General features: G+C 65.1%; 8 protein-coding genes. 4 read left to right on the top strand and 4 right to left on the bottom strand.

What is annotated here, in order from left to right; all coding sequences use genetic code 11:
* Positions 1-267 precede the first annotated feature (267 nt).
* Positions 268-840, bottom strand: a complete 573-nt coding sequence (locus tag HMPREF2883_RS13680) for a hypothetical protein (protein WP_256277508.1) — start codon at positions 838-840, stop codon at positions 268-270.
* Positions 841-1,055: 215 nt separating this feature from the next.
* Between HMPREF2883_RS13680 and HMPREF2883_RS13675 the strand changes: the two genes are divergently transcribed.
* From HMPREF2883_RS13675 to HMPREF2883_RS13665, 3 genes are all read left to right on the top strand, one after another.
* Positions 1,056-2,156 (top strand): o-succinylbenzoate synthase, encoded by a 1,101-nt coding sequence (locus HMPREF2883_RS13675; RefSeq protein WP_070663138.1) that lies wholly within the window; start codon positions 1,056-1,058, stop codon positions 2,154-2,156.
* A gap of 123 nt (positions 2,157-2,279) precedes the next feature.
* Positions 2,280-4,037, top strand: a complete 1,758-nt coding sequence (gene menD, locus HMPREF2883_RS13670; RefSeq protein WP_075371223.1) for a 2-succinyl-5-enolpyruvyl-6-hydroxy-3-cyclohexene-1-carboxylic-acid synthase — start codon at positions 2,280-2,282, stop codon at positions 4,035-4,037.
* Between the two features lie 212 nt (positions 4,038-4,249).
* Positions 4,250-5,989 carry a S1C family serine protease gene (locus HMPREF2883_RS13665; protein ID WP_070663136.1) on the top strand — a complete coding sequence of 580 codons (1,740 nt, stop codon included), beginning with the start codon at positions 4,250-4,252 and terminating at the stop codon, positions 5,987-5,989.
* A gap of 21 nt (positions 5,990-6,010) precedes the next feature.
* On the opposite strand, the gene HMPREF2883_RS15740 is transcribed toward HMPREF2883_RS13665, so the two are convergent.
* From HMPREF2883_RS15740 to HMPREF2883_RS15735, 3 genes are all read right to left on the bottom strand, one after another.
* Positions 6,011-6,814 (bottom strand): hypothetical protein, encoded by an 804-nt coding sequence (locus tag HMPREF2883_RS15740; RefSeq protein WP_070663135.1) that lies wholly within the window; start codon positions 6,812-6,814, stop codon positions 6,011-6,013.
* Between the two features lie 32 nt (positions 6,815-6,846).
* Entirely contained in the window at positions 6,847-7,077 is a 231-nt protein-coding gene (locus HMPREF2883_RS13655; protein ID WP_070663134.1) for a hypothetical protein, read from the bottom strand.
* Positions 7,078-7,872: 795 nt separating this feature from the next.
* Positions 7,873-8,634 carry a hypothetical protein gene (locus HMPREF2883_RS15735; RefSeq protein WP_256277507.1) on the bottom strand — a complete coding sequence of 254 codons (762 nt, stop codon included), beginning with the start codon at positions 8,632-8,634 and terminating at the stop codon, positions 7,873-7,875.
* Between the two features lie 311 nt (positions 8,635-8,945).
* Between HMPREF2883_RS15735 and HMPREF2883_RS13645 the strand changes: the two genes are divergently transcribed.
* Positions 8,946-9,176, top strand: a complete 231-nt coding sequence (locus tag HMPREF2883_RS13645) for a helix-turn-helix domain-containing protein (protein ID WP_075401789.1) — start codon at positions 8,946-8,948, stop codon at positions 9,174-9,176.
* The last annotated feature ends 75 nt before the right edge of the window (positions 9,177-9,251 follow it).

The raw sequence follows: 9,251 nt of genomic DNA, 5'->3' as shown, positions 1-9,251 counted from the left end.
ACTTCAATAGGCTCCAGCTACCACACCCTCAAACGCGAAGAGCCCCTTTACATTCGAGTCAAAACTGCATCTCCACAACCGCTCCCTGAATGATATTCACCACTCTCGCCTTTTTGATCGGAGCAGGCCGCTCCATCCTCAGCCCGATGGGCAACTCTTGGGAAGTAGTATTGATCCTGATATCGCGCGCAAAATGAGGGGGATTGCGGAATCTCGGCAGCGTCGATCATCCGATCGCTGACCTCGTCCGCGACTGAAACTCACCGGCTACAGCGCCGCGTGGGTCAGTGCGATGCGGTGGAGCTCGGGCAGGTACTTGCGGGCGTCGCGGAAGTCGGCGGTGACGTACTCCGGTGGGATCGGTTGGGGCTGATGGACACGCTTGTGGAGGGCGTCGTATCCGAGTGAGGTGTCCCACGGCCTCTCAATGAGGGCGACGAAGGCCATGAACGGCAGCCACGTGAGAACCGTCAGCGCCGTCGTCGAGGCCGGGGCGATGAGGCTGGCGGCCAGGAATCCCGCGACCGCGGGGCAGGTCACGGCGATGAACGTCAGCAGCAGGCCGTGAGGATCCCTCGAGCGCCAGGCCCGCATGATGAGTCGGTGGGCCGAGGCGTCAATGAGCTCGCGAATCGCCACCGCCACCAGGGAGAACAAGCACGCCCTGCCGAGTCCCAGCCCGGCACGGGTCAGCGCCGACCAGACCAGCACGATGACCGTCAGACCGAATAAGCCGGGCAGTCCGAGGACCAGGCGGCCCACGACCATCGCGGAGACGGGCGTGACAGGCCTCCAATGATGACGCCCTGAGCCTCCCGACCCTGTGCTGCCCTCGTTCATGACGTCCCCTCGGTGTGATCGCGAATTCAACCGCGTAGGCCATTCTACAAAGGTCCGCGGACAGTGGCCTGCGCTCACGGCCGCGCTCGGTGCTGGAGCCGGGGCGGACGACGGCGCCGGACAGCCCGCTGCGCAGCCCCGTGGGTGTTTGCCGAGGTGGGCCCCGCCACCCTTATCCCGGTTTCGTCGTCGTGATTGAAGATCGTGCGTATTCTGTGCCCGTGAGTCCGGACCATCAGCATGCCAGCGGCGAGATCGACATCGCCTCGCTTCATGCTCAGGACTCCACCGGCCTACTGGATCGCATCGACCGCGCCGTCGTCTGGGACATTCCCCTGACGACGCCGTTTCGCGGCATCACCCGCCGCGACGGCGTCCTGCTCCACGGCCCCGGGGGCTGGGGCGAGGTCGCGCCCTTCTGGGACTACGGGTTGGAGGCCAGCGCCCCCTGGCTCGCCTCCGGGCTGAGCCAGGCCCTGGGGAACTCTCTCCTTCCCCGCTACCGGGAGACCATCTCCGTCAACGTGACCGTCCCCGAGGTCGGCGCCCAGGAGGCCGCTGAGCTGGTGCGGGCCTCCGGAGCCAGGACCGCCAAGGTCAAGGTCAGCGGCAGCAGCTCCAAGCGCTCGGCGGACCTGGAGCGCCTCGAGGCGGTCCGCTCGGCCCTGGGGCGCTCCGGGAAGGTGCGCATCGACGTCAACGGCGTCTGGGACCTGGATACCGCCCGTGAGAACCTGCCCCTCATGGACCGGGCCGCCGGAGGACTGGAGTACGCCGAACAGCCCTGCGCCACCGTCTACGACCTGGCCGACCTGCGCCGCGCCGTCGACGTGCCCATCGCCGCCGACGAGTCGATCCGGCTGTCGGCCAACCCCCTGGAGATCGTCCACCGGCGCGCCGCCGACGTCGCCATCCTCAAGGTGGCCCCGCTGGGCGGGGTGCACCGGGCCATGGACATGGCCGAGCGCCTCGGACTGCCCACGGTCGTCTCCTCCGCCCTAGACACCTCCGTGGGCATCATGGCCGGCGCCACCCTCGCCTTCAGCCTGCCCTCCCTCAACCACGCCTGCGGCCTGGGGACCACGTACCTGCTGACCCAGGACGTCGCCGACCCCAGCGTCCGTCCCAGCAACGGGACCCTGCGTCTGGACGCCGCTGCCCCCGTCTCCGAACGTCTCCTGGATGAGGTCAAGGCGGGCCCCTACCTCACCAAGCACTGGCAGACGCGGCTGCTGCACCTGGCCGGCGCCCTGCACGCCCGCCGCCAGCGCGAGGCTCGCGACCCGAGCCGGGCCGTGGCCGGGCTGCCGCTGTAGCCCGCCCCAACCGCGCGGTGGGCTCACTGGGCTGTCCCTACTGTGATCAATCGCAGCCCGGCGCAGGCGGGCCGCTCTCGTATCCTCGCCCCTGTGACCGACTCCCCGCAGCTCCCGCCCGCCATGGCCGACGCGCGCAGCCTCGTGGCGGCCCTCCTAGCCGAGGGCGTGCGCGAGGTCGTCCTGTGCCCGGGATCGCGCAGCGCCCCGCTGGCGGACGCCCTGGCCGATGCCGCCGACGCCGGACGCATGCGTCTGCGTGTCGTCCTGGATGAGCGCAGCGCCGGTTTCATCGCCCTGGGGGCCGCCCGCGCCCACGCCCTGAGCGGGCACAGCCGCTGCGCCGCCGTCGTGACCACCTCGGGCACGGCAGTCTCCAACCTTCACCCGGCCGTCAGTGAGGCCGACGCCGCCGGCATCCCCCTGCTCGTCATCAGCGCCGACCGGCCCCACGAGCTGGTTAGCACCGGCGCCAGCCAGACCACCGAGCAGACCGGGCTCTTCGCCCCGGCCCTGCGCCTGGGCGTGGACCTGCCCGCTGACCTGCCCGCCGACCTCGGGGGCAGTGCGGCCGATGCCGCCATCGCCGGGCAGGTGCGCCGCGCCGTCGTCGCGGCCAACGGGGCCCTCAGCCGGGATCCCGGCCCGGCCCAGATCAACGCCCGCTTCCGCCCGCCCCTGACAGTGGAAGGCACAGTGGAAGGCACAGGGGAGGGCGCAGTCCCCTCCGCCCCGGCGCCGCCCGCCCCGCCGTCGGCCACCGTTGCCCGGGCAGCGGTGCCGGCCTGCGCCCCAGCGGCCGGTGCTGGCCAGCAGGTCGGCTGCGGTTCCTCCACGCAGGGGCGGGGGCTCGTCGTCGCCGGAGACACCGCCCACCCGGCCGTCGGCGCCCTGGCCAGGTCTCTGGCCGAGCACCTCAACTGGCCACTCCTGGCCGAACCCACCTCCCACGCCCGCAGCGGCCCCCAGGCCCTGAGCCGCTACGCCGAGCTGCTGGGCACCCCCGCGGGCCGCGCGCTCGCGGAGCAGGCCGACCACCTCCTCGTCCTGGGCCACCCCAGCCTCAGCCGCTCCGTCACCGCGCTCCTGGGGCGCGAGAACCTCGATATCACCGTCCTGACCGAGCGCGCCCGGTGGACCGATGTCTCCGGGCGAGCTCGACGGGTCGTCCCCATTGACGGCCCCGATCACGAGTCCGACGACGACGCCCTTCGCTCGGCCCGGCTCGCAACCCGGCTCGGCCTGGAGAGGGCCGACGCCTCCTGGGTCGACTCCTGGCGCCGGGCGGCGTCGGATCTTCCCGAACCGGACTGTTCCAGCAGCGCCGACGCCGTGGCCCGGGCTGTGTGGGAGGCGAGCCAGGCCCCCGGCGCCCCCACCCTCCTGCTGGGCTCGTCCATGACAGTGCGGCGCCTGGACCGACTCGCCCAGCCCGGCGCCACCGCCCCGAAGGCGGTTGCGAACCGCGGCCTGGCGGGAATCGACGGCACCATTGCCACCGGAGTCGGACTGTGGATGGCCTCGGGCGGACCGGTTCGCGCCGTGATGGGTGACCTCGCCTTCCTCCACGACGCCATGTCCTTGAACCGGGGCGTGCATGAGGAGGAGGCCGACCTGCAGGTGATCGTCGTCGACGACGGCGGGGGCGCGATCTTCTCCCACCTCGAGTACGCCCACACCACCCCACCTGCCCGGTTCGAACGGATCTTCACCACCCCCCAGCGTGCGGATATCGCCGCACTGGCCGCAGCCCTGGGGGCCCGGGTCCACGTCCCCGATGACGTCGCGGCCCTCCGCAGGATCCTGGCCGAGCCGGTCGACGGTATGAGTGTCGTCATCTGGGAGACCACGAGGCACGATCCTCACACCGTGACAACATGAACGACGATAGAGATAGACGGCAGCCGGCGGGAGAGGACCCGCGCCAGTGGACCCGGCTCACCCCGAAGCCCACTGCAGGACTCTCAGCCCGCTGCGATACAACGGTTACACGATCCACAGCGCAGCCTCAGGGAATCATCGGAAACGGTACAGAGCCCTGGTGTTGTCTACCCGTGGATCTGAGAGGGCGAGATGCCCGAGGAGGAGCACAGATGAGCGGATACGACGAGACGAACCCGGAGGCATACCGGCCCACTGAGCCCGGAGCGGTGGCAGACGGCGGGCACTCCGGTGTCGACTCCTGGTCCGCCAGCGGCCAGGCCGACCCGGCAACGGCGGTCTCCAGCGGCGAGGGCCCGACTGCGGCCGACAACCACGGGGGCTACGAGGATCTCTCCCAGGCCTACGCCGCCGACGCCTCCGACTCCGAGCCGGTCCTGCCTCAGGGGGCAGGCGCGCAGCGCTGGGATGAGACCCGGCAGCTGCCCGCCGAGCCGCCGACCTCGCAGCTGCCCGCCGAGCCGTCCACGTCGCTCTACGCGCAGTCCGCCCAGGAGCAGTACCAGCAGTCTCAGCAGCAGTCCTACCAGCAGCCGCAGGGTCAGTACTCCGCTCCTCAGGCGCAGCAGGCGGCGCCGTCCAGCTACTCATCCCCCCAGCAGCCTTACCAGGGGCAGCAGTCGCACTTCGGCTCGCCCTACACGAGCGTCCCGACGACGCCCGGTGGTTACGCGCCGGCCGGCGCCTCCACCGGGGAGTCCTTCTACGCGGCCTCGAAGTCCGCAGGCACTGAGAACGGCACCACGAGGCGCCGGGGGCCGGGCTGGTTCGCCCTGGTCGCCTCCGTGCTGGTCGCCTCCCTGCTGGGTGCCGGTGGGGCTGTGGGCGCGGTCAGGTACATGGATGCTCACGGTGGGGACACCTCATCGCGCCCCTCGACGGCGCCCACTGCCATCGCCACCGGGAGCACGACCCAGACCGTCAACAGCACTGGCCAGGCCCCCGACTGGGAGGCCGTCTCGGCCGCCGTGTCCAACGCCGTCGTCTCCATCGGCGTCGTCACGGACAAGGGCGCCGCGCTGGGCTCCGGAGTCATCTTCGACAAGGAGGGGCACATCATCACGAACAACCACGTGGTGGCGGGGGCCTCCAAGATCCAGGTGACGCTGGCCGACGGCCGCGTCTATGACGCTGAGGCCACCGGTACCGACCCCGCCACCGACCTGGCGGTCATCCAGCTCAAGGACGCCCCCGACAACCTCACCGTCGCCCAGCTCGGTGACTCCGACCAGCTTGCTACGGGGCAGGACGTCATGGCGATCGGTAACCCGCTGGGCCTGTCCTCGACCGTCACCACCGGCATCATCTCCGCTCTCAACCGGCCCGTCGTCAACTCCCAGAGTGAGGACGGCTCGGGCGGTTCCGCCTCTTCGGCGGTCTACACCAACGCCATCCAGATCGACGCTGCCATCAACCCCGGTAACTCCGGTGGGCCGCTCTTCGACGAAAAGGGGCGGGTGATCGGGATCACCAGCTCCATCGCCACCATGGGGCGCTCCAGTGACGGCGAGGGAGGCTCGGGAAGCATCGGCATCGGCTTCGCCATCCCCGTCAAGCTGGCGGACAAGGTTGCCAAGCAGCTCATCAAGTCCGGTACGGCCACTCACGCCTACCTGGGAGTCACCCTCGACACTGATGGCGCCACGGCCGACGGTGAGAAGCGCGCTGGCGCCAAGATCACCTCGGTCGAAGGCGGCTCGCCGGCTGACAAGGCCGGTCTGAAGAAGGGCGACGTCGTCATCGCCATCGACGGCAAGACCACTGCCCAGGGCTCGGCGCTGACCGGTTACGTGCGCCAGTACTCCGCCAACGACAAGGTCAAGCTCACGGTCATCCGCGACTCCAAGAAGCAGGACATCGACGTAACCCTGGCTGAGCGCAAGGACTCCTGACCGGCAAGGTTCCTGACTGCCCTACCGAGACCGACGGCTCCAGGTCCAGGAGCCGTCGGTCAGTTCTTCCTCGGTGGGTTCCAGGACGGCGAGGACGGTGCTGAGGGCTTCGGGGCCCGAGAGCTTGGCACGCAGCCGGCCGTCGGTGGAGAAAGTGTTCAGGAGGCGCTCGAGCTGGCGCATGCTCAGGGGCAGGTAGCCGATGGGGTAGCGGGTCTCTAGATGATTCTTGAGAACGATGACGGCGTCGGCCTGGCGGACTCCGATGAGATGCGGGTGCTCCTTCCATGGAATCTCGAGGCTGTGTCTGTTGGCCTGAGTCAGCTCGATGCCACTCTTGCTGACCGTGATTCGACGCCTCACGGGGTGGAAGCCATGAAGGGCCTGTAAGAGATAGGGGACGCTCAATGCTCCCAGTGCTGCTAAGGCTGCCGATCCGATCCAATCACCCTGGCGGTGCAGCAACCAGGTGACTGCCGCAAGCGGTACTCCCAGAACACCCAGCAGTGGAACACTGACTTCAAACAGGAGCATGCCGGTTGGGGTCGTCATAACGACTTGATGGCTGTCGTGACTCCAGTATGTTCGGCCAGCTGAAAGAAAGTACTTGAGGCGCCAGGCTGAAACTGCGTAGCTGACGATGAAGACAGCGAGGTAGATCATGGCCAGTGCTGTGGTGGTGCTTCCGGCGAGAAACATGGGGATGCTGAACATGGCTGCAACCACAGCGATCGCTCCGAAGAACAGAGGTGCCCGATACCGGTTCTTGTCGATGCGTTCCGGCGTGATGATGGGCTGGGCTGCCTTGCCCGTCAGGAAACTCATGGCGGTCATCCTTGCGTTGGCGTTTGTGCTGTCTAGTGGCTCCAGGTCCAGGAGCCGTCGGTCCGTTCTTCCTCGGTGGGTTCCAGGACGGCGAGAACGGTGTTGAGGGCCTCTGGTCCCGAGAGTTTGGCGCGCAGGCGGGTACTTCTGGAGAAAGTGCTCAGGAGACGCTCGAACTGGCGCATACTCAGGGGCAGGTAGCCGATGGGGTAGCGTAGGTCTTCGTGGTCCTTGATTGCGATGACCGCGTGTCCCTGATACACCCCGGTGAGGCGTGGGTGGGCCTGCCATGGAATGATATCCGTACGCCCGTTGATTCGGGTGAGTTCGACTCCATTGTTGCTGAGAGAGATTCTCAGCCGAGTGCCACACCCTGGACGGAGAACTGGAAAATAGTAATACAGGCCAATCATTCCCATCGTTGACAATCCGAATGGGATCATCCATGCACCACGAGGTCCGAGCACCTGAACGATAATGCCCACAATGCTGGAGAATGCAAGTAGAGAAAGTGCACCTAGTTCTGCCCAAATCAATGCTGGTGGATCAATTAGCTCTACCCGCATACCATCGCTGATCCAATGCCGTTTCCCTATGGAAATCTGGCGCCTTAGGATGAGTAGAGATATTATCGTGCATGCCACGACAAACCCCATATAAAGAAGGCCTGCCAGTGCTGGAGTGTTGCCGGCCCGGTAAGGGAAAATGGCTATGAGAGCCACAAAAAGGCCAATCAGGGTCAGTATTGCTAGGACAATATTCCTTCCTTTGTCTGCTAGGGTTATCGGATCAATTCGAGAGTGACGCGTCATCATTTGTGCTTAACGTTCTGATGTCCTGACGGAACAATTTTCGTAGGTCCAGTGATCGGCGCTCCTGTTTCTGTAGCGACTTCCTTTGATGTAGGCGAGAGTTAGTGCAGTGATAGGGTCGTACTTTCTGTCCCTGTCACCGCTTGTCGGGGACACGGCGTTGCTGGTGTGTTTTGAGAACAGTGCCATGTGACGTAGTTATAACGATGGCATTCGAAATGAAGTTTCACAACTTCTGCTGGAGTCTCATATAGAATACCAAGTCCAGGAGCCGTCGGTTCGTTCTTCCTCGGTGGGTTCCAGGACGGCGAGGACGGTGCTGAGGGCCTCTGGTCCCGAGAGCTTGGCGCGGAGCTGGCCGTCGGTGGAGAAATTGTTCAGGAGGCGCTCGAGTTGGCGCATGCTCATAGGGAGGTAACTGATGGGGTAGCGGAGCCCATGGTGGCTTTCGAGGATGATGATGGCGTATCCCTGGCGGATTCCGATCAGAATGGGGTGTGCCTTCCAGGGGATGGTGTCAGTGTGTCCGTCGATCCGGGTGAGCTCGACGGTATCCTTGCTCAAGGCGATTCGACGCCGAGTGGGGCCACCTGCTTTAAGGATCGGTATGAGATGTAGGAGACTATATGCACCCACAATTATGAGGAGAATGGGTGGCTTCCATGCTCTTTGGGGCTCGAGAGAGAATAGGATAATGCCAACCACGATGGAAAGGCTGAATAGCAGCATCAACCCGAATTCCCATCCGCTCAGCGCGCTTGTGGTTACTAAAACTACTTTACTGTTACCTTGGCTCCACCTTCCCCTCCCTTTAGTGATTTCTGTTCTTAGAACATACAGAGAAATACAAGAGAGAATGAATAGTGCGGCTACATAAAGGAAGGTCAGGCTAAACGTATGGTCTTCATGCTGGAGTGTTGTTAAACCTGCGGTCGCGCACATACCAGCAATGATGGAATAGAATAGAAATCCTTTCGGGCGACCATTGTCGGCCTTATTCGTGGACATGAGTTTGCTGTAGCGCGCTAGCGAAAGCATGAGAAATCCTTTTTTGTCTGGTTCTGCTGTCTTTCGACAAAGATGTTCACGACGCGCCCCGCACAATATTTCTCACTTATGCGCACCAACTTATGGTTGATTGACTGGGTTCCGGCTTGGGTGAGTTGTAGCGTTAGATTGAACTGAGGAATTCGTGAGGCTTATTCATAGGGATGTTTAGGGTGTTTTGTTAGTAATAGTGTGTCGTCAAGCAGGGTGGCGGCTTGCTCTTGAGAGAATCTTTGGTGATTCAAGCCAATCCAACCAAGAAGCAAACTGCCATGGCGAATAGTAGCACGAGAATCTACCTCAGCGAGGTCCTGGACCTGTGCGAGACCATTCACGCCGCCGGTCCCCTGCCGGTGTTCGGGGCGAGGGCGTTGGGGCTGTTCCTGTGCGTGCGCCTGACCCTGACCTACCTGAGGCACAACCTGCCCCAGGAGCTGCTCACCGAGGCCTGCTGCGTCTCGCAGGCCACCGCCTCCCGCGTCATCGGCGCCTACACGCCCTGATCGCCCAGGCCCTCCAAGCCTGTGTACCGACGGTGGAGGATCTGGACCCCACGGCCCAGCTGATCATCGACGGCA

It is taken from the genome of Actinomyces sp. HMSC075C01, from assembly GCF_001812965.1.
GTDB classification, from domain to species: Bacteria; Actinomycetota; Actinomycetes; order Actinomycetales; family Actinomycetaceae; genus Actinomyces; species Actinomyces acetigenes.
The sequence above is the reverse complement of the archived record's forward strand: the minus strand, read 5'-3'. Positions and strand labels throughout refer to the sequence as shown.